Genomic DNA, 25,065 nt, shown 5'->3' with positions numbered 1-25,065 from the left:
CGTCGCGGAGCAGACCGCGGCGCCACCCGCCGAGCAGGCGGCCGGCCCCGCGGCCAAGCCGAAGCAGCAGGCCACCCCGGTGCCCAAGGGCGCCGAGGAGGTCAGGCTGCGCGGCGCCGCGGCGCGCACGGCCTCCAACATGGACCTCTCGCTGACGGTGCCGACGGCGACCAGCGTCCGGGCCATCCCGGCCAAGCTGCTCATCGACAACCGCATCGTGATCAACAATCACCTCAAGCGGGGACGCGGCGGCAAGGTCTCCTTCACGCACCTGATCGGCTTCGCCATCGTCAAGGCGCTGAAGGCCATGCCGGAGATGAACCACTCCTACACGGAGGTCGACGGCAAGCCCACGCTGGTCAAGCCCGAGCACGTCGGGTTCGGCCTGGCCATCGACGTGCAGAAGAGCAACGGCGACCGCCAGCTCCTCGTGCCGTCCATCAAGGGCGCCGAGCAGATGGACTTCCGGCAGTTCTGGATGGCCTACGAGGAGGTCGTGCGCAAGGCCCGCTCGGGCAAGCTCGGCGTCGACGACTTCGCCGGCACCACGATCTCGCTGACCAACCCCGGCACGATCGGCACCGTCCACTCGGTCCCCCGCCTCATGCCCGGCCAGGGCACGATCATCGGCGTCGGCGCGATGGAATACCCGGCCGAATACCAGGGCGCCTCGCCCGACACGCTCTCGCGGCTGGCCGTCTCCAAGGTCATGACGCTGACCAGCACCTATGACCACCGGATCATCCAGGGCGCCCAGTCCGGCGACTTCCTGCGCCAGATCCACCGGCTGCTGCTCGGCGAGGACGGCTTCTACGACGAGATCTTCGAGGCGCTGCGCATCCCGTACGAGCCGGTCCGCTGGATCCGGGACATCTCGGCCTCCCACGACGACGACGTGGCCAAGTCCGCCCGCGTGATCGAGCTGATCCACGCCTACCGGGTTCGCGGCCACCTCATGGCCGAGACCGACCCGCTGGAGTACAAGCAGCGCAAGCACCCCGACCTCGACATCCAGTCGCACGGCCTGACCCTGTGGGACCTGGAGCGCGAGTTCGCCACCGGCGGATTCGGCGGTCGCCCGCTGATGAAGCTCCGCGAGATCCTGGGCGTGCTGCGCGACTCCTACTGCCGCACGGTCGGCATCGAGTACATGCACATCCAGAACCCCGAGGAGCGGGCCTGGATCCAGGCGCGGGTGGAGAAGCCGCACGCCTCTCCCGAACGCGACGAGCAGCTCAACATCCTGTCGCGGCTCAACACCGCCGAGGCGTTCGAGACGTTCCTGCAGACGAAGTTCGTCGGCCAGAAGCGCTTCTCGCTGGAGGGCGGCGAGTCCCTCATCCCGCTGCTCGACTCGGTGATCAGCGACGCCGCCGACGAGGACCTCGACGAGGTCGTCATCGGCATGGCCCACCGCGGCCGGCTCAACGTGCTGGCCAACATCGTGGGCAAGTCCTACGCCCAGATCTTCGGCGAGTTCGAGGGCAACCTCGACCCGCGCACGGCGCACGGCTCCGGTGACGTGAAGTACCACCTCGGCGCGACCGGCCAGTTCACCGCCCCCAGCGGCAAGACCATCAGCGCGTCGGTGGTGGCCAACCCGTCCCACCTGGAGGCGGTCGACCCGGTGCTCGAGGGCGTGGTCCGGGCCAAGCAGGACCTCCTGGAGCGCGGCGAGGAGGGCTTCACCGTCCTGCCCGTCCTCATCCACGGCGACGCGGCCTTCGCCGGCCAGGGCGTCGTGGCCGAGACGCTCAACCTGTCGCAGCTGCGCGGCTACCGCACCGGCGGCACCGTGCACGTGGTGGTCAACAACCAGGTCGGCTTCACCACCTCCCCCGCCTCGTCCCGGTCCAGCGTCTACGCGACCGACGTGGCCAGGATGATCCAGGCGCCGATCTTCCACGTCAACGGCGACGACCCCGAGGCCGTGGTCCGCGTGGGCCAGCTCGCCTACGAGTACCGCCAGGCGTTCCGCAAGGACGTCGTCATCGACCTGATCTGCTACCGCCGCCGCGGCCACAACGAGGGCGACAACCCCGCCTTCACCCAGCCGCTGATGTACGACCTGATCGACGCCAAGCGCTCGACCCGCAAGCTCTACACCGAGGCGCTGATCGGCCGGGGCGACATCACGGTCGAGGAGGCCGAGCAGGCGCTCCGCGACTACCAGGCCAAGCTGGAGCAGGCGTTCACCGAGACCCGCGAGGCCGCCAAGAAGCCGAAGGAAGCGGGCGAGATGCGGGTGCCGCCCACCGAGGTCGTCAAGTGGTCGCACGACGACACCCCGACGGCGATCAGCGACGAGACGCTCAAGCGCATCGTCGACACCCAGCTCAACCTGCCCGAGGGCTTCACCCCGCACCCGCGCCTGTCGCCGGTGCTGCAGCGGCGCGGCCACATGGTCGAGCAGGACACGATCGACTGGGCGATGGGCGAGACGCTGGCGTTCGGGTCGCTGCTCATCGACGGCCACCCGGTCCGCCTGGTGGGCCAGGACTCCCGGCGCGGCACGTTCACCCAGCGCCACGGCGTGCTGGTCGACCGGATGACCGGCGCGGAGCACACCCCGCTCAAGACCTTCAACCAGGGCACCACGAAGTTCTACGTCTACGACTCGCTGCTCAGCGAGTTCGCGGCGCTCGGCTTCGAGTACGGCTACAGCGTCGTGCGTCCGGACGCCCTGGTCGCCTGGGAGGCGCAGTTCGGCGACTTCGTCAACGGCGCCCAGACGATCATCGACGAGTTCATCTCGTCCGGCGAGCAGAAGTGGGGCCAGAAGTCCGGCGTCACGCTGCTGCTGCCGCACGGCTACGAGGGGCAGGGCCCCGACCACTCCTCGGCCCGCATCGAGCGGTTCCTGCAGGTGTGCGCGCTCGACAACATGACGGTCGCGCAGCCGACCACGCCGGCCAACTACTTCCACCTGCTGCGCTGGCAGGTCGAGTCGGGCCGGCACCGGCCGCTGGTGGTCTTCACGCCCAAGTCGCTGCTGCGCCACAAGGCCGCGACGTCCAGGACGGGCGACTTCACCTCCGGCACCTTCCAGCCGGTCCTGTCCGACACCACGGTCGATCCGGGCAAGGTCACCAAGGTCGTCCTCAGCTCCGGCAAGATCTACTACGACCTGGCCGCCAGGCGCGAGGAGACGGGCCGCCACGACGTCGCGCTGGTCCGGCTGGAGCGGCTCTACCCGTTCCCGGCCGACGAGCTCGACGCCGAGCTGGCGCGCTACGGTTCGCAGGTCGAGCTGCTGTGGGCCCAGGACGAGCCGGTCAACATGGGCCCGTGGCCCTACCTGGCGCTCAAGCTGGCGGAGGACCGGCAGGTGCTCGGCGGCCGCCCGCTGCGCCGGGTGTCACGGACCCCCAACAGCTCGCCCGCGGCCGGCTCCCACGCCGCCCACGACAACGAGCTGCAGGAGATACTCAAGGAGCTGTTCGGCTGACACAGCCCACCCCGAAACCCCCGCCGGCCGGCGCCGCGCGGGGGTTTCCCCGTTCCGGCGCGCCCGGCCTCCCTTACGTGGCCCGCCACCAGCAATGCGTGGCCCTCGCCACCAGGTCCTAGAGTGAGGCGTGGGCGCGCCGGCGTCCCGGCTCCCGCGGGCGTGATTCCGGCGTGCCGGCTGCACAGCGACCGAACGGAGCACGATGTACTTCACTGACCGGGGGATCGAGGAGCTCGTCGAGCGGCGGGGCGAGGAGGAGGTCAGCCTGCTCTGGCTCGGCGAGCGGCTGCGCGAGTTCGTCGACCTCAACCCCGAGTTCGAGATCCCCGTCGAGCGGCTGGCCACGTGGCTGGCCCGGCTCGACGACGAGGACGAGTGAGGAGCCGGCGCACCGGCTCCCGTCCCCCTGCGGTCCCTTCGCGGCGGCGGGGTAGCGCGTAAGACGCGATACATCTTGAGTTTTCGAGAAACGCGACATATCGTGTCTTGTGTGCGGACGTGTGCGGACGTGTCAACGGAGAGGGGCGGGATCATGCCGCAGTGGACGATCGACGGGCCCGAGCAACTGACGTTCGGGCAGGTGTCCTCCCTGGAGGTGCGAATAGTGGCCGGGAGGCTGGCGGTCCTCGCCAGCGAGGGGCCGCCGGCGCTGGAGGTGTCGTCCATCGACTCCGCCCCGCTGATCGTCACCTACGACGAGGACGCCCGGCGGCTCAGCGTCGCCTACAAGGACCTGACCTGGGACGGCCTGCTCGGCTGGCTGCGCAGCGTCCGGCGCGAGACGGTCGCCACGCTCACCGTGCCCCGCGACTGCAAGGTCAACGCGGGCGTGGTCTCAGCCTCGGCCGTCGTCGCCGGGTTCGAGAACGTCACCCGGGTCAAGAGCGTCTCCGGGAACGTCGTCCTCGACGGTGTGAGCGGCGAGGTGAACGTCACGACCGCCGCGGGCAGCGTCGAGAGCCGGGCCATGGAGGGCGACCTGGCGTTCCAGAGCGTCTCGGGCGACCTCACCGTCGCCCACGGCATCCCGCGGCGCCTGCGCGCCAACACGGTGTCGGGGCGCATCACCGCCGACCTGGAGCTCCGGCCGACCGGGCACGTGACGCTCAACAGCGTCTCGGGTGACATCCTTGTCAGGCTGCCCGAGGACGTGGAGGCGGACGTGAACGTGCGGTCCACCTCCGGCCGCCTGGTCAGCACGTTCGAGAAGCTGTCCGACAAGAGCGGTCCCGGCGCGAAGTCGCTGACGGGCCGGCTGGGTGGCGGCATGGCCTCGGTGTCGGCGGTCACGGTGTCCGGCGAGGTCACGCTGCTCAAGGGGGAGAAGGAATGAGCCCTGTCTTCGCTCACGGCCGCCTGAGGCTTTACCTGCTGAAGCTGCTGGACGAGAGCCCGCGCCACGGCTACGAGGTGATCCGGCTGCTCCAGGACCGCTTCCTCGGGGTCTACTCCCCCTCCCCCGGCACGATCTACCCGCGCCTGGCCCGCCTGGAGGAGGAGGGACTGGTCACGCACGAGGTGATCGACGGCAAGAAGGTGTTCTCCATCACCGACAAGGGCCGCGACGAGCTCAACGCCCGCCTCGACGAGCTCGACGACCTCGAGCAGGAGATCTCCGCCTCGGTGCGCGACATCGCCCGCGAGGTGAAGGAGGACGTCCGCGACACGGTCAAGTCGCTCCGCGAGGAGCTGACCAGGATGGCCAAGGACGTGCGCGTCGGCGCCAAGACCGACTCCAGGCGGCTGCGCGAGCAGCAGAAGGCCGACTTCGAACGGCTCAAGGCACAGCAGAAGCGCCAGTGGATGGAGCACGCCCAGCAGTGGCAGGGTGAGAGCCAGCGGCTCACCGGTGAGTGGCGCAGGATCTGGGCCGAGGTCTGGGCCACGCTGGGGGGTCCGCCCGCCGGGCGTTCCGACCATGACGCCGATCTCGACGCCGAGCTGGGGAGCATGCTGGCCGACTTCGTGGCCAAGGTTCGCGAGGAGGCGTCGGAGTCCCGGCTCACCCCCGAGACCCTCGAACGGCTCCGCGCCGTCCTCGACCAGACGTCCGACCGCATCCGCGACACCCTCCGGTGATGATCCGGCACGGCCTGCGGCCTCCGGCCCAACGCCGGGCCTCGCCGCCACCCCCCGACAGCACCCCGCCACGCTCGCCGGCCGAGCGCGCTATGCCGGGCGCGGAGCCCGTTCCGCGTCCCGAAGCGAGCGGCGAGCGGCCTTGCGGGCGTGATAGGCGATCGGCATGTACCTCAGCCGCTCCGGCAGGCGCGGCGTGAGCGCCGCCACCGCCCGGCCGAGGTGCCCCAGCCGCCGCTCGTCCCGCGCCGTCCAGGCCAGCCCCAGCTTCTCCCGTACGGCGGGCGGCAGCGTCCCCACGGTCACGAAGAAGGTGAGCCCGCCGGAGCCCGCCCCCACCGGCCCCCAGACCCGGCGCAGCGGCCCCGGCAGTCCGGGCGGCGCCGGCGACATCCGCAGGACCGACAGCACCTCGAACGCGGTCGGGTGCGCCTCCAGCCGCCCGGCCACCATCGCCTCGAAGTAGCGCCGGAACGCCTCGACGTCCCCCGGCACCTCCCGGGCGGGCACCCGCAGGATCGCGCCCAGCCGCCGCGTCTCCGCGTACAGCCGGCGCTCCTGCTCCTCCGTGTACGGCACGCCGAAGCAGCGGTTGAGCACGATGTAGCGCTCGAACAGCGTCAGGTGCACCCACGCCCACGCCTCGCCGTTCAGCGCGTGGTAGGGCCTGCCCCGCTCGTCCACCCCGCTGATCGGCCGGTGGAGCTCGCGCAGCCTGACCCCCTCCGCGGGCCCGGCCGCCCCGCCGTACACCCACCTCTGGACCGACTCCAGCGTCCGGTTGAGCCGGCCCCACGGGTCCTGGCGGAAGCCGGAGTGCCGGGCCACCGCCGCGCCGACGGCGGGGTGCATGGTCTGCAGGACCAGCGCACTGCCCGCCACCAGCAGGTTGCGGTATTCGCCGGCCGACTCCCAGTGCATCGAGCCCGGCCCGAACGGCTCCACGTCCATGGCGACGCCTCCCGGGGAACCCCCTCAACTCCGTTGTACCACCGGGGAAGTCGCTGCTACGCGGTGAAGACGATCTTCCCGAAGACGTCGCCCTCGTGCATGGCCGCGAACCCGTCGCGCGCCTCGGCCAGCGGCATCGTCCTGTCGATGACCGGCCGCACCCCGGTCTGCTCCAGGAAGACCGCCAGGCGCTGGAGCTGGTCGCGGGTGCCCATCGTGCAGCCGACCACCGACAGCTGCAGGAAGAACACCCGGTTGAGGTCGGCGGGCGGGACCCCGCCGCTGGTGGCGCCCGAGACCACGATCCGCCCGCCCGGCTTGAGCGACTTGAGCGAGTGGTCCCAGGTGGCCTGGCCGACGGTCTCCATCACCGCGTCGACCCGCTCGGGCAGCCGCGCGCCCGGCTCGAAGACCTGGTCGGCACCGAGCTTGAGAGCCCTGTCGCGCTTCTCTGCCGAGCGGCTGGTGGCCCAGACGCGGTAGCCGCCCGCCCGGCCGAGCGCGATCACCGCCGTGGCGACCCCGCCGCCCGCGCCCTGCACCAGCACGGTCGAGCCCGGCTGCAGCCCGGCCTTGTCGAACAGCATGCGGTACGCGGTCAGCCAGGCCGTGGGCAGGCACGCGGCCTGCTCGAACGTCAGCGCGGCCGGCTTGGGCACCAGGTTGCGGCGCGGCACGGCCACCCGCTCGGCGAACGTCCCGTCGTGGACCTCCGACAGCAGCGAACGCCTGGGGTCCAGGGTCTCGTCGGCGCCGGTGCCGATCACGGAGTGCACGATGACCTCGTTGCCGTCCTCGTCGACGCCTGCCGCGTCGCAGCCGAGCACGATCGGCAGCCGGTCCTGCCTGATGCCGACGCCCTTGAGCGTCCACAGGTCGTGATGGTTGAGGGCGGTCGCCCGGACGGAGACGGTCGTCCAGCCGTCCGGGACCTGCGGCTCCGGCCGCTCGCCGAGCGTCAGCCCGGCGAGGGGGTTGTCGGGATCGGTCTGTGTGGCGGTTACGGCGAACATGGCCGCACCTTACTTCAGCGTGATCCTGATCTTTTCGACGGCCCGCTGAACGAACTCCGCCGAGCCGCTGGCGGCGATCTGCACCCCGCCCCTGCACGTGGCCTCGACGGGCCGGCCGGGCCGGTCGAAGTTCGGCGGCACGCGCGTGGCCTTGTCGCAGCCGGGCGCCGGGATGAACGCCACCATGTCGCCCACGACGCCGCCGAACCAGAGCTGCGGGCCGACCGGATCGCCGTTCGCGTCCTCCCCCGGCCTGGCCAGGCGGACCGGGCCGCCACCCGACAGCACGAGGTAGCCGTCCTTGGTCACCCTGCCGCGCAGGTGCTCGGCGACCGCCATCCGCTGCTCGAACGTCAGCCCCTCCTGCCGGTCGTACAGCGCCAGCCGCCACGGCCCGAACGCGAACAGCAGCACCTGCCCGGACGAGCCGCTGCCCGGCTGGCGCGGCCAGAGCCGGACGTTGGAGGTGAGGCTCCTGATCGGCTGGCCCCCCTTCGACACCTCCACCTCGCCGCCATAGGGCGCGGACAGGCGGCGGTACTGGCCGTCGATCCAGGCGCCACGGAACGGGCGCGCCCCGAGCTCGTCGAGCTCCAGCACGGCGGGATAGCGGATCTCGGCCCGCGCCCCGTGAGGGAAGACCACCTGGATGACCTCGTCGTCCCCGCGGGTCGTGGCCCTGGGGTAGAGGACGTTGGGCGCGCTGCTGAGCGTGCTCAGCGACTGAATGGGGTCGGGCGTCGCCCCGGCGTGACCGAGCGGCGACCCGGGGTCGCGGCTGGCCAGCAGCCCCACGACGGGGATCGCGATCAGCGCCGCCACCACCACGAGCCCGATCCACCGGCGGTGGCCGCGCTGCCCCGCCTCGATGACATCGAACTGATCGGCCACGACGACCTCGCCCAGTAGTGCGGCTGTGCCCTCGCAACCAGTTCAGTCGAGCGGCGACCGCCGGCGCAAGCCTTCTGGCCGGGCGAAATCCTTCTCACGGGTCACAGATTCACAACCATACTCGGAGAGAGGCTTGTGATAACGACTGTTACCAGTGAGGCCAGAGCAAATTCAGAGCGTCTCCGACCTGCGGAAATGCTTTCTGGTAATACATGCGCATTAGATATTCCCCAGCCGTTTCCCGGGTACGGCGTCGCGCCATTCATTAACGTTCCAATCGTTTTCCTGGCCCATCCGGGGCGTCGTACCCCGCTCTGGGCCGCCGAGAACTGAGAGGAGCTCCATGTACCCCCGAGCAAGGCGCATCGCCATCCCCCTCGCCGGCCTGGTCGCCGTCGGGCTGGCCGCGGGCACGATCAGCGGCACCGCCGCGAGTGCGACGGCACCCTCGGACGTCGTCACGCGCACGGCCCCCACCCCCGCCGGACAGGCCGTCCAGTTCTGGACGCCGGACCGGATCAAGCTGGCCACCGACCACGACGACCAGGTGGACGCCCGCCTGAAGGGCGCCAGGCGCGGCCGGTCCACCCCCGACGGCCCGCCCGGATCCGTGCCGCCGATCGGCGGCGAGAAGGCCAGGTCCGTCAAGAGCAAGCACGTCAACCTGCCCAACTCCGTGGGCCGCGTGTTCTTCACGCTGCCGGGGAGCGACCCGCGTGACCCGAAGAGCTGGAGGTACTGCTCGGCGACCTCCGTCCAGGGCAGGTACCGCAACCTGGTGGCCACCTCGGCCCACTGCGTCTACGACATCAAGGCCAACCGCTTCTACGACAACTGGATCTTCATCCCGTCCTACTGGGACGGCGACCAGGTCTGGCAGGGCAAGGCCCCGTACGGCATCTACGCCGCCAAGACGTTCAACGCGCACGACGACTTCGTGGTGAAGGAGGACTACGACTACGACTACGCGTTCGTCAACGTCTACAACGGCATCAAGGTCAACTGGGAGAAGGCGGCCGACGGCTGGCGGCTCACCAGGAAGAACGCGGGCCGCCTCGGCGACAACGTCGGCGGGCAGGGCTTCACCTGGAACCGCGGCACCAAGGTGAACGTCTTCTCCTTCGGCTACCCGGCCGGCGGGCACCCCGACGGCGACCGGCCCTTCACCGGGCGCACGATGAAGTGGTGCTACGGCAAGACCAGGCCGATGCCCGCGGCGCCGAAGTACAACCTGCAGGAGCACGTCGGCTTCAAGTGCGGCTTCACCGCCGGGGCCAGCGGCGGGCCGCTCCTGTTCGACTACAGGAGCGCCTCGCGCACCGGCTATCTGATCGGCGTCAACAGCGTCGCGTGGGACACCGACGGCAACGACCGCTACGACCACGTCTCGTCGCCGTACTTCAACGGCGACACCTACAAGGTGTACAAGGCGGCGGCCAACCGCTGGACCGGCAACATGCCGTAACCGGCGCACGCCACAGGGCGGCCCGAGTCCGTCGAGGACCGGGCCGCCCTCCGGAGTGCCCGCTCAGAACTGGAAGACCGGCCCGGTCGACGCGGCCATCTCACAGCCGTTGGAGAACGTCCGGTCGTAGTCGTGCCGCCTGCCGTCCCAGACGCCCATCGCCTTGACGTGCACCGGGTTGTACTCCATGGTGCAGGCCATGTCGGACGGCCCCGCCAGCCGCGCGGGGTCGCCGCCGGCCTTCGCGAGCGCGACGCACGCGGGCTTGGTGGACCGGGGGGCGCAGGACAGCATGCCCGTCTTCGGGCCCACTGTGATCAAGAAAAGCCTCAGGTTCCTGCCGGGAACACGCGTGGCGGCCTCGGCGGGAGCGGCGGTGAAAGCCGTACAGGAAAGGACGGCCAGGCAGACAAGTCGACGCATGGTCACTACGATTCCTGACCCTCTGACCTGCGGCAACGACCGACACGAGGGATGAGTTACGCCTATCTGGACGTACACCTTGATAGCTGTCTTATGGGACACACGTCATGCTTGATCGGATAACGAATCCTCCACCCGAGCTGCAATACAGTGCGCCGATCTGTAAGAATCCACACTTACACCCCCGGAAAGGCTTTTGATGATCCCCCGAGCCAGGCACCTGGCGGCAGCCGCGCTGAGCGCGCTGCTGACGCTGCCTGCCTTCACGGGGAACGCCGCCGCCACCGGGGAGAGCGCGGACAGCTCGGTCTACTCCGTCAGGCTGACCAAGACGGCGGCGGACGTGCAGAAGGTGGCCGACTACTGGCAGCCCGAGCGGCTCAAGAAGGCCGACAGCTACAGCCCCGCCACTCCGGGATCGCAGTCATCGCCCACCTCGGCCGCCGGGGCCGCGCTCGGGCCCGGCCAGGGCGTCACCACGACCAAGGCCTCCACCGCCCCGCTCAACGTGGCGCCCGCCCTGCCGCAGAAGGGCGCGGTCGCGAAGACCATGGGCAAGGTCTTCTTCCGCTTCGGCGCCAAGGAATACTGGTGCTCCGCCAGCGCGGTCGCGGCCAAGAACCACAGCGTCGTCGCCACCGCCGCCCACTGCGCCTACGACTCCCGGCAGGGCAAGGCCGCCCAATACTGGATCTTCGTTCCCAATCCTGGACCGGACGGGACGACACCGGACGGGATCTACGTCGGCGCCGCGATCAGCATGCACGAGCACTGGCCGGGCAAGGGCGACTACGACTACGACTACGCGTTCGTGACCGTCAACCGCGGCTTCACCTGGACGTCCAAGGACGGCCGGCTCGTCATGCAGGACGTCGGCATGCTTCAGGACAACGTCGGCGGCCAGGGGCTGGCGCTCTCCAAGGGGCTCAACAACACGATCCACGCCTTCGGCTACCCGGCCGGCGCCCAGCCCGACGGCAGCCGCCCGTTCGACGGCCGCAAGCTCCAGATGTGCACGGGCACCACGAGGCGGACCGTCGCCCCCAGCCTCGACCTCCAGTACGGCGTGCAGCTCCAGCCGTGCAACTTCAGCGCCGGCGCGAGCGGAGGCGCCTGGCTGCTCGGCTACCAGCCCGCGCAGCAGCTGGGCGGGCTGAACGGCATCAACAGCCTCACCTGGAACCGGGACGCCAAGGACGCCTACGACGCGGTGTCCTCACCGCCCTTCACCGTTGCCACGGGCGCGGTCTACCGCCGCGCCGCCGCGCTCAGCTCGCCGCAAATGTGACGCAACTTACACGCAGCGTGGCCGGCCCTCCAGCGATCAGCGCAGACCGGATCTCAGAACGATCACGCCCGGCTCACGGGTGATTGGCATGATCTCCGGCGGATTCACCGGCCCCGAGTCAGGGCTGTAGGTTCCGGGCTGACCGTTTGCTGATCACGAGGGTGTACGGAGCCCCGGTCAGCACAAGGCAGAGCCTGGAGTTACCTTGAAGCGAATCCTCCTCCCGGCCGGCGGCGCCGCACTGGCGACCGGCCTCCTGGCCGCCGGCCTGGCGGGCACCGCGCCGGCCCGGAACGACATCGCCAGCGACCCGATGGCCCGCAACACCGCGCGGGCCGCCTCCGTCGCCTCCTTCTGGCTGGCGTCCAACGGCGCCGCGCTCCGCGCCGCCACCGCCTACACCTGGGACGCCAAGGAGGTCAGGAAGCTCGTCTCGAAGGGCGCCCCCAGCGCCGACGGCAGCCCGGGGAGCGCCGCCCCGATCGGCGAGGAGCGCAGGCCGATCGGCAGGGTCCAGAACGTGAACCTGCCGAAGACGATCGGCAAGGTCTTCTTCGTGGACGGCTCGGGCAGACACCGCTGGTGCTCGGCCACCTCGGTCCAGTCCAACTACCGCAACCTGGTCGCGACCGCCGGCCACTGCGTGTACGACACCGACAGCGACAAGGCCGTCCTGGACAACTGGGTCTTCGTGCCCGGCTACTACCAGGGCAAGGCGCCATGGGGCATCTACGTGGGCAAGCAGGCCTTCACCCACCACGACTTCGACGTCTACGAGGACTACGACCGCGACTACGCGTTCGTGACCGTGTACAACGGCATCGCCTTCACCGGCGTGAAGCAGGTGGGCCGCAAGGACTTCGAGGGCTTCACCGGCCCCAAGCGCAGCTGGGGCGGGCGCCACTACCTCCTGCTGTCCAAGGACGTGGGCCGCCTCGGCGACAACGTCGGCGGCCAGGGCGTCTCCTGGAACCAGGCCACCGGCAAGTACGTCCGCGCCTTCGGCTACCCGGCCGGCCCGCACCCCGACGGCAACAGGCCGTACAGCGGCGTGACGCCGAAGTGGTGCTACGGCAGGACCACCGGCAAGGCCGTGGGCGCGCCGTGGCTCAAGATCGAGGAGCACATCGGCCTGAAGTGCGCGGTGACCCCCGGCCACGACGGCGGCCCCTGGCTGAGCGGCTACGACAACGGCAGGCGCCTGGGCTACGTCAACGGCGTCACCAGCACCTTCGCCGACCAGGACGGCAACGACCGGGTCGACTACATCACCTCGCCGTACTTCGACGGCGAGACCGCCTCCGTCTACAACGCGGCGAAGAACGTGTGGTCAGGCAAGATCGTCGGCCCGAACGGCGAGCTGTACAAGTAGGGCGGAGAAGCGTCACAACGAAGGGGTCCGGCTCCCGCCGGGCCCCTTTTCGCGCCTTCGAGAAGATCATCACAGCGCGGAAGGCAGCTTAGACGGAGTTGGAGCCCGTTTTGGTTCCTGTGATCTGAGTCACATTGGAGCGCTCACGCTCCGCGACGGCCTCCTCACCCCCTTTTCCAGGGCGCCCCGGAAACCCTTACATGCCCTGCAAAGACGTAGCTTCACGCTCACTCTGGGCAAAGATCACTGACCGGTAACGGAAAGGTCACGGCGGTAATCGCCTCTACCGAGTGGGGCAAACCAGCTTTCACCTGCAAAGATCACCGCGCTATGTTCCTTGCTATCCCTTTACTGACGCATGGGGCGCAAGTTGCGCGACCCACGACAGACCAAGGAGCAGTTCCCTTGAAGCGCATCCTCATCCCCGCCGGTGGCGCCGTTCTGGCTACCGGCCTTCTGGCGGCCGGCCTGGCCGGCACCGCCACGGCCGCTCCCGACGTCGCCAGCGACCCGATGGCGAAGAGCGCGGCCGACGCCAAGGCCATCGCCCAGTACTGGGCCGAGTCCAACGGTGCGGCTCTCAAGGCCGCGACCCAGTCCAACATCTGGGACAACAAGGACGTCGCCAAGCTCCAGAGCAAGGGCGGCTACAGCCCCGACACCAAGCCCGGCTCCGCCGCGCCGATCGGCCAGGAGAAGAAGACCAAGGTCAAGGTCCAGAACGTCAACCTGCCGAAGACCATCGGCAAGGTCTTCTTCGTCAACAGCAAGGGCGAGAAGAAGTGGTGCTCCGCCACCTCCGTCCAGGCCAAGTACCGCAACCTGGTGGCCACCGCCGGCCACTGCGTGTACGACACGGCCAACAACACGGACGTCATGTCCAAGTGGGTCTTCGTGCCCGGCTACTACCAGGGCAAGACGCCCTGGGGCATCTACGTGGGTAAGCAGGCCTTCACCCACTACGACTTCGACGTCTACGAGGACTACGACCGCGACTACGCGTTCGTCACGGTGTACAACGGCATCCACATCGGCGGCGGCACGCCGAAGCAGGTCTCGAAGGCCGACTGGGACAAGTACCAGGGCGTCAAGGACGCCAAGGACGTGACGATCACCGAGGCCGAGTACAAGAAGTGCGTCGACCTCCACGGTGGCGAGACCGCGGACTGCTGGGCCAAGACCGACACCAAGTTCGAGACCGTCGGCCCGGACTACCCGGGTGCGGTGAAGGCCTTCACCGAGGTCACGAAGGAGGACTACGACGCGGCTCCCACGGGTGCGGGCAACGGCACCAAGGCGCCGTCCCAGACCAAGACGGAGCACGTCACCAAGTCCGAGTACGAGGCCTATAAGGGCCCGGGTTACCGCAAGATCGACGCGCGGGGCAACTACACCATCACCCACTACTTCATCAAGCACTGGGTGAAGAAGACGGACGTCAAGGGCTACTACAAGACCGTCTTCTACATCATCGAGGGCTTCGTCAAGGACGCCGGCCGCCTCGGTGACAACGTCGGCGGGCAGGGTGTCGCCTGGAACCAGCCCACCGGCAAGTACGTCCGCGTGTTCGGCTACCCGGCCGCCCCGCACCCCGACGGCAACAAGAACTACACCGGCATCACGCCGAAGTGGTGCTACGGCAAGACCACGAAGAAGCTGGTCGGTTCGGCCGCCAAGAAGATCGAGGAGCACATCGCCCTCAAGTGCGCCATGACCGAAGGCGCCGACGGTGGCCCGTGGCTGCTCAAGTACAGCAACTCCAAGCGTCTCGGCTACGTCAACGGTGTCGTCAGCACCTTCAACGACCAGGACGGCAACGGCCGTGTCGACTACATCTCCTCGCCGTACTTCGACGGTGAGACCGCCTCGGTCTACAAGGCCGCCGCGAACGTGTGGTCCGGCAGGATCCTCTAAGCAACGCACCTAAGTAACGCAGCGCGACTGGCCTGAGGCCGATCGCTCAAGGCGTTCACTCGCGAAGGGCCTGGCATCGCCGGGCCCTTCGGCGTTTCCGAGGAATCTGTGGGGCGTTTGGACGCACGCCACGCCCGGACGGTGCCACCAAGTCGATGTGATCTGCATCACACCTTCACGGATGACACTCGGATGACTGACCGCCCGCCCCCTGAGTCACACTGACAACTTCCTTATGTTGATCTGCGGAAACGGGCGGGTCTGACACTTCCGGCGAGTCACCCACATAGGCCGCTTAAACATCACAGAACGATCACGGGCGGCAGGGCCGATCATTTCTTCTCAAAGCGGCTACCAGTCCTCAAGATCCACACTGTATGTTCCTGGCTATCCCTTTACTGACGCATGGGACGCAAGAGGCGTTCCACGACAGCGCAAGGAGTCACCTTGAAGCGCATCCTCCTCCCCGCCGGTGGCGCGGTTCTCGCCACTGGTCTCCTGGCCGCCGGCCTCGCCGGTTCGGCTCAGGCCCAGGGCGACATCGCCACCGACCCCCTCGCCAAGACGGCTGCGCAGGCTGCCGAGGTCCTGAACTTCTGGACCAAGTCCGACAACGCTGCCCTGAAGCAGGCTGTGGCTTTCAACCCCGACTCCCTCGAGGTTGAGAAGATCAAGCGCGGCGGCGGCTATAGCGCGGACACGAAGCCGGGCTCCGCCGTTCCGATCGGCGAGGAGAAGAAGAAGACCGTCAAGACGCAGAACGTGAACCTGCCGAAGACCATCGGCAAGGTGTTCTTCGAGACGCGTGACGGCAAGCTGTACTGGTGCTCCGGCACCTCGGTGCAGTCGCAGTACCGCAACCTGGTCGCCACCGCCGGCCACTGCGTCTACGACATCGCCGCCAACGGTGAGGTCGTGTCGAAGTGGGTCTTCGTCCCCGGCTACTACCAGGGCAAGGCTCCTTGGGGCGTCTACGTGGGTAAGCAGGCCTTCACCCACTACGACTTCGACGTGTACGAGGACTTCGACCGCGACTACGCGTTCGTCACCGTGTACGACGGCATCGGCGGCGTGCTCAACCAGCCGAAGAAGGTCACCAAGGCTGAGTACGACGCCTACCAGGGCGAGAAGTTCACCAAGGACTTCGCGATCACTGAGGCCGAGTACAAGAAGTGCAAGGACCTCAACGGCGGCGAGACGCCCGACTGCTGGGCGAAGGCCACCAAGATCGAGGACCTGGCTGGCCCGGACCACCCGGACTCGGTGAAGGTTCTCAAGGAAGTGCCGGTCGAGGCGTACAACGCCGCTCCCAGCGGTCAGGTGAACGGCGCCAAGGCCTACCGGGCGACCTACACCGAGTACGTCACGGAGTCCGAGTACAAGGCGTACACCGGCCCGGGCTACCGGAAGATCGACTCCAAGGGCAACTTCACCATCACCCACTACTTCCTGAAGTACTGGGTGAAGAAGTCCGTCAAGGTCGAGTACTTCCGGACTGAGTTCTACACCGTCGTGCACGCGGTCAAGAGCAACGGTCGCCTCGGCGACAACGTTGGTGGCCAGGGTGTGGCGTGGAACCAGCCCACCGGCACCTACGTGCGTACCTTCGGGTACCCGTTCGGCCCGCACCCCGACGGCAACAAGCCCTACACGGGTGTCACGCCGAAGTGGTGCTACGGCAAGACCGAGAAGCACGTCCTCAAGGTCCCGGCCCGCAAGGTCGAGGAGCACCAGTCGTTCCGCTGCGCGGTGACCGCTGGTTACGACGGTGGCCCGTGGCTGGCCAAGTACAGCAACGCCAAGCGTCTTGGCTACGTCCAGGGTGTCACCAGCCTGATCGTGGACACGGACGGCAACAACCGTTACGACCACATCACCTCGCCGATCTTCGACGGTGAGACCGCCGCGATCTACAAGGCCGCTGCTGCCTCGTGGTCCGGCAAGCTCATCCCGTAGTTCGCTGCGGATCGAACGAGGACCCTGGGTCAGCGTTCACCAGCTTTACCCGTAGGGCTCGGCTGCCAGCCGGGCCCTTCGGCCTTTTCCCCGCCTTACACGCCTTACACGCCTCACGAAGTCATCCCCAGGACAGGCCGCGTCTCATACGGCGGCCAGCTCTCTGGTGCGCTCGCGCAGCGCCGTCACCGCGGGCTCGCGCTTGTAGGGCTCCAGCCGCCTGCGTAAGTCGGTGGCGTAGGAGCGCGACCTGACCGACTGGAGCTCGCCCGCGAGGTCGAACGCCCCGCCGGCGACCCGGCAGGCCTCCTCCAGCTCGCCGCACTGCATCAGCCCGGCCGCCAGGAGCGACAGGTTGAACATCCGGCCGCGCACGTAGCGGCCGTCCATGTCGAGCGAGCGGCGCGCCTGCCGCACCGCCTGGACCCCGTCGCCGAGGTCGCGGAAGCAGTGGGCGAACTTGGCCGACAGGTAGGCCTCGTCGAAGTAGCCCAGCCAGGCGGGCTCCCGTCCCGGGGAGCGGCGGTCGAAGGCCAGCTCGGCCTCGTGCAGGCCGGCGGCACAGGCGCGGGAGTCGCCGAGACCGGCGTGGGCGTGCGCCTCCAGCACGTGGCAGGACGCCACCAGGGTCTGGACGCCCGAGCGCCGGGCCGAGAGCTGCGCGGCCCTGGCCAGGTCGAGGGCGTGGGCCGGGCGGTTCATGTAGACGGCCTGGTGGGCCATGCCCGCCAGGATCTCGCCGCCCAGCGCGTCGTCGCCCGCTCCCCTGGCCAGACGCAGCGCCTGGATGAGGTAGCGCTGGGCCAGGCCGTGCTGCTCCATGTCGTAGGCCATCCAGCCGGCCAACCTGGTCAGCTCGGCCGCGGCCGCCGCGAGCTCCCTGCCGGTGGCCTCGCCGTACGAGCCTTCCTTGAGGAGCGGCGCGACGGCGGTGTCGAGGTATTTGACCACGGACGCGCGCACGCGCCCGCTGCCGAAGCGGTTGTCGAGCTCACCGAACGAGCGGGTGACCTCGTGGATGGCCGCGATGTCGGCCCTGCCCACCCGCCGCGAGCCGCCGCCTTCGAGGCGGCTCTCGGGTGGGGATGTCAGCCAGCGCACGGCTCCGACGGAGCCCGCTCCTATCGCGAACGTGGAGTCGATCAGGAACCTTCGTCTCTCCACGTCGGCCCGCCACAGCGACGTCACGGTCGCGACCCCCTCCTGCCACGTGTGCGTGAACTCCTGCCCGAGATCGGGGGGTGAGATGATGGCCGGCATTCCCAGGTCTTCGGCCGTGACGGGCCTGCCGAGCCGTAATGCGAAGATCTCGGTAAGGAGCGACGGCACCGGGTCTCGCGGGCGCTGGCCGGCGAGCCATCGCAGGACCGAACTGTGGTCGTACTTCAGCCCGGGCGTGCCACGTGCGGCACCCAGATCGTTGAGACGCCTGGCCAGCCCCTTGTGGGAGAAGCCCGCCTCCGCGATGAGCTGCTGCAGCAGTCGGTTGGGCTCGCGTCGCATCGTTCTCCTCGCCCCGGAGGGAGCCGGCATCCTTACAGAGGGCTCCTGTTATAGCACGCTGAGTAAAGGGACGTTCAAAACTTCCCGATGCTCACGCGAACTCGGATGCCTGGATGCCGGCCCGCCTCCTCCCGGGGGGAGGCGTGGTGGTTCAGCCCTGGATCCGGGCGACCCCGTCCTGCCTGGCCTGGGCGGCCACGGCGGCGGTGACCGCGGGGGCGACCCGCGCGTCGAACGGGCTGGGGATGACGTAGTCGGCGGCGAGGTCGTCGCCCACCACGGCGGCGAGGGCGGTGGCCGCGGCGACCTTCATGTTCTCGGTGATGGTGGTGGCTCGGACGTCGAGCGCGCCGCGGAAGACGCCGGGGAAGGCCAGCACGTTGTTGATCTGGTTGGGGAAGTCGGACCGGCCGGTCGCCACCACCCTGGCGTGCCTGGCGGCCACCTCCGGCGCCACCTCGGGCGTCGGGTTGGACAGCGCGAACACGATCGAGTCTGGTGCCATGGAGGCGATGGCGGCCTCGGAGACGGTCGAGCCCGACAGGCCGAGGAACACGTCGGCGCCCGCCAGGGCCTCCTCGGTGGAGCCCAGGTGGCCGGCCTTGTTGGTGTCGCGTGCCAGGGCCTCCTTGACGGAGTTGAGGCCCTCCCTGCCGGGGTAGATCATGCCCTTGGAGTCGGCCACCGCGATGTCGCCGATGCCGGCCTCCAGCAGGATGCGGGTGACCGCGACGCCGGAGGCGCCCGCGCCGGCCACGACGGCGCGCAGGTCGCCCAGGGACCGGCCGGTCAGACGGGCGGCGTTGGTCAGGGCGGCCAGGGCGACGATGGCGGTGCCGTGCTGGTCGTCGTGGAAGACCGGGATGTCCAGCAGGTCGCGCAGCCGGGCCTCGACCTCGAAGCAGCGCGGGGCGCTGATGTCCTCAAGGTTGATGCCGCCGAACGAGGGCGCGAGCCGGACCACGGTCTCGACCAGCGCGTCGACGTCGGTGCAGGCCAGGCAGAGGGGGACCGCGTCGACGCCGCCGAACTCCTTGAACAGCAGCGCCTTGCCCTCCATCACGGGCATGGCCGCGGCGGGGCCGATGTCGCCGAGGCCGAGCACCGCGGTGCCGTCGGAGACGACGGCGACCACGTTGGAGACCCAGGTGTAGTCGTTGACCAGTGACGGCGTGTCGGCGATGGCGGTGCACACCCTGGCGACGCCCGGGGTGTAGGCCAGAGACAGGTCGTCGGCGTCGCGGACGGGGATGGTGGAGCGGACCTCCAGCTTGCCACCGCGGTGCAGGGCGAAAGCCGGGTCCAGGTCGAGTGATTCGAGGGAGGGAGAAGCAGGCGTGGCAGTCACAGAGAGACCCCAGTAGTCATCGGGACGGACGAGAGACCTTCGGCAGACGGCGCGAGAGGCCTGGCTTCGGTAGCCGCCAGGGTCCCCTCCCGATCGTCTCGTGAGGGGTTACGGGGGTCACCCGTCGCTCCATAGTGCCACATGGTGAGACGGCCATCGGTACCGAGGCCGACGCTGTTCTGTTGACGCATCGTTAAATCTCCGATGACAGATCGTCGCAATAGGCGATTTAGGCTTCGCAAAACGCAACATTCATGACATATACCTTTGAGGAGGCCTGACATGGCCCTCTGGTCCAAGAGCCGCCGCGGGTACACCTTCAGCGCGCTCGCCGTTGCCGCCACCTTGGCGCTGTCCGCATGTGGCGGCGGCTCGGGAGGCGGCACGACCGCGACCGCCAGCCCTGGCGGCACGGGTGCGGCGGCCGGTGCGAAGCTCGTGAATCCGGGCAAGCTAACCACCTGCACCAACATCCCGTATGAACCGTTCCAGTTCAAGGACGCGAGCGGCAAGATCGTCGGGTTCGACGTCGACATCGTGGACCTGGCAGCCAAGAAGCTCGGTGTGACACAGCAGATCGTGGACATCGACTTCGCCGTGATCAAGAGCGGCGCTGCCATGGCCTCGGGCAAGTGTGACGTCGCCGCGGCGGGCATGACCATCACGCCCGAGCGGCAGCAGAACATCGACTTCTCCGTCCCGTACTTCGACGCCACGCAGGCGCTGCTGGCCAAGAAGGGCACCGGCGCCACGTCGCTGGAGGACGTCAAGGCCAAGAACCTCAAGCTGGGCGCGCAGGCGTCCACGACCGGCCTCGACTACGTCAAGAAGCAGGGATTCAACCCGACGGAGTACGCCGACTCGGCCAAGGAGCTGCTGGCTCTGCAGTCCGGCCAGGCCGACGTGATCGTCCAGGACCTGCCCGTGGTGCTGACCTGGTTGAAGAAGCCGGAGATCGCTGACAAGTTCGAGCTGATCGCCAGCCTCAACACCGGCGAGCAGTACGGCATCGGCCTGAAGAAGGGGGCCGACCCGGTCCTGCTCAAGACCGTGAACGACACGATCACCGCCGCCAAGGCCGATGGCACGTACGAGAAGATCTACGTGAAGTGGTTCGGCAAGAAGCCTGGTGAGCTGGGCTGATCCATGACGGACCAGTCAGTGGCGGCTGAGCCGGGCAAGCCCCGGCTCAGCCCCCGCAAGAAGCAGCAGATCAGCCGCGCCGTCCAGTACGTGGTGCTGGTCGCCGTGGTCGTGGGCGTCGTCCTGTACGCCGACTGGACGAGCCTGGCGCAGAACTTCGCCAAGCCCGACGTGGCCGAGAAGACGCTGCCCGAGCTGTTCACGATCGCGCTCAAGAACACCATCATCTACACCGTCGGCGGGTTCGTCTTCGCCTTCCTGCTGGGGCTCGTGCTCGCGCTCATGCGGCTGTCCACGGTCCGGCCCTACCGCTGGATCTCGACGCTGTACATCGAGATCTTCCGTGGCCTGCCCGCCCTGCTCATCTTCCTGATGATCACCTTCCTGCCCCTGGCGCTGCCCGGCTTCACGGTGCCCGGCGGCACCTACGGGCAGGCCATCCTGGGGCTCGGCCTGGTGGGCGCGGCCTACCAGGCGGAGGTCTTCAGGGCGGGCCTGCAGGCCGTGCCCAAGGGCCAGACCGAGGCGGCCAGGTCGCTGGGCATGTCGGCGGGCAGGGCGCAGGCCACCGTGGTGATCCCGCAGGCCATCAGGATCGTGATCCCGCCGACCACCAACCAGTTCGTGTCGTTGCTCAAGGACTCCTCGCTGGTGCTGTTCCTCGGTGTCTCAGGGGAGTACGTGGAGCTGGCCAAGTTCGGCAACGACCTGGCCTCGCAGTACGCCAACGCCACGCCGATCATGGTCTCCGGCGTGACGTACCTGCTCGTCACGATCCCGCTGGGCCACCTCGCGAACCGGCTGGAGAAGCGCAAGGTGAGGGCCCGATGACGCACGCCATCGAGATCAAGGACCTGCACAAGCACTTCGGCATGAACGAGGTGCTCAGGGGCATCGACGTCACGGTCGAGCCAGGCCAGGTGGTCTGCGTGATCGGCCCCTCCGGCTCGGGCAAGTCGACGCTGCTGCGCTGCGTGAACCTGCTGGAACAGCCGACCAGGGGCAAGGTCCTGGTCGAGGGGGTCGAGATCACCGACCCCGACGCGGACATCGACGCCGTCAGGCGCCGCATCGGCATGGTGTTCCAGCAGTTCAACCTCTTTCCACACATGACCGCGCTGCAGAACGTGATGATCGCCCAGCAGCGCGTGCTCAAGCGGGGCAGGAAGGAGGCCGAGGACGTCGCCAGGACCAACCTCGACCGGGTGGGCGTCGGCGAGAAGGCCGCCTCCTACCCCGCCCAGCTCTCGGGCGGGCAGCAGCAGCGGGTGGCCATCGCCAGGGCGCTGGCCATGAGCCCCGACCTGATGCTGTTCGACGAGCCCACCTCGGCGCTCGACCCGGAGCTGGTCGGCGACGTGCTGGCGGTCATGCGCAAGCTGGCCGAGGAGGGCATGACCATGCTCGTGGTGACCCACGAGATGGGCTTCGCCCGTGAGGTCGCCGACCGGGTCGTGTTCATGGACGGCGGTGTCATCGTCGAGGACGGGCCTCCCGCCCAGGTGATCGGCGCCCCCCAGCATGAGCGGACCCGTACCTTCCTCCGCCGCGTCCTGCACCCCGAGGACTGACCGCGCCGGACCGCCCGTGACGGCGGGGCCCCTACCCGGGCCCCGCCGTCATGGTCTCCGCTCTGCCTCCTCCCGGCGGCATGTAATACTCCGGCATGGACTTGACCTCTTACGCCGAGTGGGCGGTCCGGCTCGTCAACGACCCCGGCCCGCCGTCCGAGCTGAGGGGGCTGCGCGACGAGCTGGAGGCGGTCTTCGCAGCCGCGGCCTCCGGCGACGAGGACGCCGTGGCGGCCCTGCTCAACGCGCTGCTCGCCACCTATCCGGTGCACCCCCAGCTCTCCGCGCACGACGGCCGGCGCTGGCACCTGCACCTGGCCGCCGACTCCGCCGCCGACTCCGCCGCCGGCGCCGTGATGGGCCTGGCCGCGGTCGTCGCCGAAGTGGGCACCGAACGGCTCGGCCGGTGCCAGGAGCCGCGGTGCTCGCGGGCCTTCCTCGACACCTCCTCGAACCGCTCGCGCCGCTACTGCTCAGCGCGCTGCGCCAGCCGGGCGAACGTCGCCGCCTACCGCGCCCGCCTCAAGAGGGGCCAGTAGCGCAGCACCACGCGGCCCACGATGTCGCTGACCGGGCCGAAGTCCCAGCTGTCCCGGCGGCCCCCGGCCCGCTGGTTGTCGCTCTCCAGCCACCAGCCGTCCTCGCCGTGCCACTGGGCGCGCTTCACGATCAGCCGGCCGGGGTCGCCCGGCAGCCTCGCGACGACGAGGTCGCCGGGGTGGATCCGGGCGCCCCGCAGCACCAGAAGCCAGTCGCCGGGCATCAGCGCGGGGCGCATCGAATCGCCCTCGACACGCACTCTCATAAGGCCGTGACCCCCTCCGCCGCAGGCCCTGGCACCCGAGTAAGGTCGGTAACTGGACCAAGCTGACTCAGCATCAAGGAAGGACTTTCCGATGCTCGCACGACTGCTGCGACCCAAGCACGTCGCCTCGGCTCACTGCGACCTGCCCTGCGGTGTCTACGACCCCGCGCAGGCCAGGATCGAGGCGGAGTCCGTCAAGGCGATCATGGAGAAGTACGCGGCGAACGAGGACCCGGTCTTCCGCGCCCGCGCGCTCACCATCAAGGAGGATCGGGCCGAGTTGGTCAAGCACCACCTCTGGGTGCTCTGGACCGACTACTTCAAGCCGCCGCACCTGGAGCAGTACCCCCAGCTGCACCAGCTGTTCTGGGACGCCACCAAGCTCGCGGGCGCGGCGGGCGCCAAGGGCACGGTCGACGTCGCCAAGGCGGAGGACCTCCTCGGCAAGATCGACGAGATCTCCAAGATCTTCTGGGAGACCAAGGCCGCGTAAAAACGGCACATAAGGCTCTGTGTGGTAACGCTCTGCACAGAGCCTTTTCCGTTGATGGCGAGTCTGATTCGTCCAAGCACCTCTCAGGGGCGGTAAGTTGCAGTCAGCGTCGTATACGCGAGGAGGAACGTGACCGAGGAAACCGAGACGCGCATGGAAGGCGAGGCCGGCATCCGTGACGTGGTGAGCATCAGGCTCCCCGCGGCGAGCGCTTACCTGTCCGTGCTGCGTACGGCCACGGCCGGGCTCGCCGCTCGGCTCGACTTCACGCTCGACGAGATCGAGGATCTGCGGATCGCGGTCGACGAAGCGTGCGCCATGCTCCTGAGCGAGGCCGTGCCGGGCACCGATCTGACCGCCGAGTTCGAGCTGACCGGGCTGGAGATGCAGGTCAGGGTCGAGGTGGCGACGGTCGGCAGCTCCGCGCCCAAGCGTGACGACTTCGCCTGGATGGTTCTGACCGCCCTGGCCGACGACGTGGAAGCGGTGACCGACTCCCCCGACCGCATGGCGATCGTCCTGCGTAAGCGCCGAGGCGCGGCGAGGCCGGCGTGACGGAAAGGACTGGAGCCATGGCCACCAGCGATCACGCCGTGCCCGACAGGGTCCGCGCCCGCATGCTCTTCGCCGAGCTGGCCGAGCTGGGCCCCGAGGAGCCGCGCCGTCAGCGCATCAGGGACGAGCTGGTCGAGCTTCACCTTCCGCTGGTCGAATACCTCGCCCGCAGGTTCCGCAACAGGGGCGAATGGCTCGACGACCTCACGCAGGTCGCCACGATCGGGCTGATCAAGTCGATCGACCGGTTCGACCTCAACCGCGGGGTGGAGTTCTCCACCTACGCCACGCCGACCATCGTGGGCGAGATCAAGCGCCACTTCCGCGACAAGGGCTGGGCGGTCCGCGTGCCGCGCCGCCTGCAGGAGCTGAAGCTGTCGCTGACCAAGGCGATCAGCGACCTGTCGCAGCGCGAGGGCCGGGCGCCGACCGTCGCCGAGCTCGCCGCCTACCTGAAGATGACCGAGGAAGAGGTCCTGGAGGGCCTCGAATCGGCCAACGCCTACTCGACCGTCTCGCTCGACGCGCCCGACTCCGGTGACGACGACGCTCCGGCGGTGTCCGACTCGCTGGGCATCGTGGACGAGTCGCTCGAAGGCGTCGAATACCGCGAGTCGCTCAAGCCGCTGCTGGAGCGCCTGCCGCCGCGCGAGAAGCGCATCCTGCTGCTGCGGTTCTTCGGCAACATGACCCAGTCGCAGATCGCGACCGAGCTCGGCATCTCGCAGATGCACGTCTCGCGACTGCTGGCCCGCACGCTGGCGCAGCTCCGCGAGGGCCTCACCGCCGACGACTAAGTGCCCCGTCACGCCGCCGCGCCCCCGGCTACGCCGGGCGGGCGTCC

23 protein-coding genes are annotated in these 25,065 nt (G+C 69.0%); 16 read left to right on the top strand and 7 right to left on the bottom strand.

Annotated features, from left to right (window positions below):
• The 4 genes from DQW85_RS43380 to DQW85_RS43370 all read left to right on the top strand — a co-directional run.
• Positions 1-3,448: multifunctional oxoglutarate decarboxylase/oxoglutarate dehydrogenase thiamine pyrophosphate-binding subunit/dihydrolipoyllysine-residue succinyltransferase subunit (locus DQW85_RS43380; RefSeq protein ID WP_205315829.1), on the top strand; the 3,448-nt coding region annotated here is incomplete at its 5' end.
• A 205-nt stretch (positions 3,449-3,653) separates the two neighbouring features.
• Positions 3,654-3,830 carry a DUF6104 family protein gene (locus tag DQW85_RS46295; protein ID WP_205315828.1) on the top strand — a complete coding sequence of 59 codons (177 nt, stop codon included), beginning with the start codon at positions 3,654-3,656 and terminating at the stop codon, positions 3,828-3,830.
• A gap of 153 nt (positions 3,831-3,983) precedes the next feature.
• A complete protein-coding gene (locus DQW85_RS43375; RefSeq protein WP_113705562.1) occupies positions 3,984-4,784 on the top strand; it encodes a DUF4097 family beta strand repeat-containing protein in 801 nt (266 codons plus the stop codon).
• Complete coding sequence (locus DQW85_RS43370; RefSeq protein ID WP_113705561.1) at positions 4,781-5,530, top strand: PadR family transcriptional regulator; 750 nt, start codon at positions 4,781-4,783, stop codon at positions 5,528-5,530. The genes DQW85_RS43375 and DQW85_RS43370 overlap by 4 nt, the downstream gene beginning before the upstream one ends.
• A 90-nt stretch (positions 5,531-5,620) precedes the next feature.
• Here the strand turns inward: DQW85_RS43370 and DQW85_RS43365 are convergent, their stop codons facing one another.
• Genes DQW85_RS43365 through DQW85_RS43355 form a run of 3 tightly spaced genes read right to left on the bottom strand, consistent with a single transcriptional unit; the run spans position 5,621 to position 8,385 of the window.
• Entirely contained in the window at positions 5,621-6,481 is an 861-nt protein-coding gene (locus DQW85_RS43365) for an oxygenase MpaB family protein (RefSeq protein WP_113705560.1), read from the bottom strand.
• Positions 6,482-6,537: 56 nt separating this feature from the next.
• Complete coding sequence (locus DQW85_RS43360; RefSeq protein ID WP_113705559.1) at positions 6,538-7,494, bottom strand: zinc-binding dehydrogenase; 957 nt, start codon at positions 7,492-7,494, stop codon at positions 6,538-6,540.
• A gap of 9 nt (positions 7,495-7,503) precedes the next feature.
• On the bottom strand, positions 7,504-8,385 hold the full coding sequence (locus DQW85_RS43355; RefSeq protein ID WP_113705558.1) for a hypothetical protein: 882 nt from the start codon (positions 8,383-8,385) through the stop codon (positions 7,504-7,506).
• Positions 8,386-8,728: 343 nt separating this feature from the next.
• On the opposite strand from DQW85_RS43355, the gene DQW85_RS43350 reads away from it, so the two are divergent.
• Positions 8,729-9,850 (top strand): trypsin-like serine peptidase, encoded by a 1,122-nt coding sequence (locus DQW85_RS43350; RefSeq protein WP_113705557.1) that lies wholly within the window; start codon positions 8,729-8,731, stop codon positions 9,848-9,850.
• Positions 9,851-9,913: 63 nt separating this feature from the next.
• Here the strand turns inward: DQW85_RS43350 and DQW85_RS43345 are convergent, their stop codons facing one another.
• A complete protein-coding gene (locus DQW85_RS43345; protein ID WP_240197795.1) occupies positions 9,914-10,162 on the bottom strand; it encodes an SSI family serine proteinase inhibitor in 249 nt (82 codons plus the stop codon).
• 310 nt (positions 10,163-10,472) lie between these two features.
• Here DQW85_RS43345 and DQW85_RS43340 point away from each other — a divergent pair, with 310 nt between their 5' ends.
• From DQW85_RS43340 to DQW85_RS43325, 4 genes are all read left to right on the top strand, one after another.
• Positions 10,473-11,561 (top strand): trypsin-like serine peptidase, encoded by a 1,089-nt coding sequence (locus DQW85_RS43340; RefSeq protein WP_113705555.1) that lies wholly within the window; start codon positions 10,473-10,475, stop codon positions 11,559-11,561.
• 205 nt (positions 11,562-11,766) lie between these two features.
• The gene (locus tag DQW85_RS43335; protein WP_113705554.1) at positions 11,767-12,933 is read left to right on the top strand and encodes a trypsin-like serine peptidase; all 1,167 of its coding nucleotides are present in this window, start codon (positions 11,767-11,769) and stop codon (positions 12,931-12,933) included.
• A gap of 405 nt (positions 12,934-13,338) precedes the next feature.
• The gene (locus DQW85_RS43330) at positions 13,339-14,847 is read left to right on the top strand and encodes a trypsin-like serine peptidase (protein ID WP_113705553.1); all 1,509 of its coding nucleotides are present in this window, start codon (positions 13,339-13,341) and stop codon (positions 14,845-14,847) included.
• Positions 14,848-15,294: 447 nt separating this feature from the next.
• A complete protein-coding gene (locus tag DQW85_RS43325) occupies positions 15,295-16,803 on the top strand; it encodes a trypsin-like serine peptidase (protein WP_113705552.1) in 1,509 nt (502 codons plus the stop codon).
• A gap of 144 nt (positions 16,804-16,947) precedes the next feature.
• On the opposite strand, the gene DQW85_RS43320 is transcribed toward DQW85_RS43325, so the two are convergent.
• A complete protein-coding gene (locus DQW85_RS43320; RefSeq protein ID WP_113705551.1) occupies positions 16,948-18,306 on the bottom strand; it encodes an NsdA family TPR-like regulatory protein in 1,359 nt (452 codons plus the stop codon).
• A 151-nt stretch (positions 18,307-18,457) separates the two neighbouring features.
• Positions 18,458-19,654 carry an NAD(P)-dependent malic enzyme gene (locus DQW85_RS43315; RefSeq protein WP_113705550.1) on the bottom strand — a complete coding sequence of 399 codons (1,197 nt, stop codon included), beginning with the start codon at positions 19,652-19,654 and terminating at the stop codon, positions 18,458-18,460.
• Positions 19,655-19,936: 282 nt separating this feature from the next.
• Between DQW85_RS43315 and DQW85_RS43310 the strand changes: the two genes are divergently transcribed.
• The 4 genes from DQW85_RS43310 (at position 19,937) to DQW85_RS43295 (ending at position 22,907) form a co-directional block, all read left to right on the top strand.
• Positions 19,937-20,797 (top strand): ABC transporter substrate-binding protein, encoded by an 861-nt coding sequence (locus tag DQW85_RS43310; RefSeq protein ID WP_113705549.1) that lies wholly within the window; start codon positions 19,937-19,939, stop codon positions 20,795-20,797.
• 3 nt (positions 20,798-20,800) lie between these two features.
• Positions 20,801-21,628, top strand: a complete 828-nt coding sequence (locus DQW85_RS43305) for an amino acid ABC transporter permease (RefSeq protein WP_113705548.1) — start codon at positions 20,801-20,803, stop codon at positions 21,626-21,628.
• Positions 21,625-22,368 (top strand): amino acid ABC transporter ATP-binding protein, encoded by a 744-nt coding sequence (locus tag DQW85_RS43300; RefSeq protein ID WP_113705547.1) that lies wholly within the window; start codon positions 21,625-21,627, stop codon positions 22,366-22,368. Before DQW85_RS43305 ends, DQW85_RS43300 begins: the two co-directional genes overlap by 4 nt.
• A 95-nt stretch (positions 22,369-22,463) precedes the next feature.
• Positions 22,464-22,907 carry a CGNR zinc finger domain-containing protein gene (locus DQW85_RS43295; protein WP_113705546.1) on the top strand — a complete coding sequence of 148 codons (444 nt, stop codon included), beginning with the start codon at positions 22,464-22,466 and terminating at the stop codon, positions 22,905-22,907.
• On the opposite strand, the gene DQW85_RS43290 is transcribed toward DQW85_RS43295, so the two are convergent.
• A complete protein-coding gene (locus DQW85_RS43290) occupies positions 22,877-23,290 on the bottom strand; it encodes a S24/S26 family peptidase (protein ID WP_420819227.1) in 414 nt (137 codons plus the stop codon). The genes DQW85_RS43295 and DQW85_RS43290 overlap by 31 nt on opposite strands.
• Here DQW85_RS43290 and sodN point away from each other — a divergent pair.
• The 3 genes from sodN (at position 23,265) to DQW85_RS43275 (ending at position 25,018) form a co-directional block, all read left to right on the top strand.
• Positions 23,265-23,666 (top strand): superoxide dismutase, Ni, encoded by a 402-nt coding sequence (gene sodN, locus DQW85_RS43285; protein WP_113705544.1) that lies wholly within the window; start codon positions 23,265-23,267, stop codon positions 23,664-23,666. The genes DQW85_RS43290 and sodN overlap by 26 nt on opposite strands.
• 129 nt (positions 23,667-23,795) lie before the next feature.
• The gene (locus DQW85_RS43280) at positions 23,796-24,221 is read left to right on the top strand and encodes an anti-sigma factor (protein ID WP_420819226.1); all 426 of its coding nucleotides are present in this window, start codon (positions 23,796-23,798) and stop codon (positions 24,219-24,221) included.
• 17 nt (positions 24,222-24,238) lie between these two features.
• Complete coding sequence (locus tag DQW85_RS43275; RefSeq protein ID WP_175592535.1) at positions 24,239-25,018, top strand: RNA polymerase sigma factor SigF; 780 nt, start codon at positions 24,239-24,241, stop codon at positions 25,016-25,018.
• Positions 25,019-25,065: the final 47 nt, after the last annotated feature.

The organism is Nonomuraea lactucae (genome assembly GCF_003313395.1).
Lineage (GTDB): Bacteria > Actinomycetota > Actinomycetes > Streptosporangiales > Streptosporangiaceae > Nonomuraea > Nonomuraea lactucae.
This window is presented reverse-complemented; position numbering and strand designations above follow the sequence as displayed.